Here is a 258-nt window from a genome sequence, read left to right as displayed (position 1 = left end):
CATCAACGGCCGCTTTGCCCAAATCGGCTGGACACCCTTGCAGTTTTTCTTCCGCAAAGTGCCGTTTGAACAACTGGTTGCCTACTACGCCATGGCCGATGTGATGTGGATTACCCCTCTGCGCGATGGCCTGAATCTGGTAGCCAAGGAATACGTTGCCACCCAAGGAATGGTCGACGGAGCCGGAGTGCTGGTATTGTCGGAATTTGCCGGTGCCGCTGCCGAACTGCGTGGAGCGCTACTTACCAACCCTCACTC

1 protein-coding gene is annotated in these 258 nt (G+C 56.6%); it reads left to right on the top strand.

The features are described from left to right. A partial coding sequence (locus tag Q4563_RS20885) for a trehalose-6-phosphate synthase (protein WP_303605882.1) occupies window positions 1-258 on the top strand: 258 nt, incomplete at both ends.

It is taken from the genome of Gilvimarinus sp. 1_MG-2023, assembly GCF_030548285.1.
The sequence above is the reverse complement of the archived record's forward strand: the minus strand, read 5'-3'. Positions and strand labels throughout refer to the sequence as shown.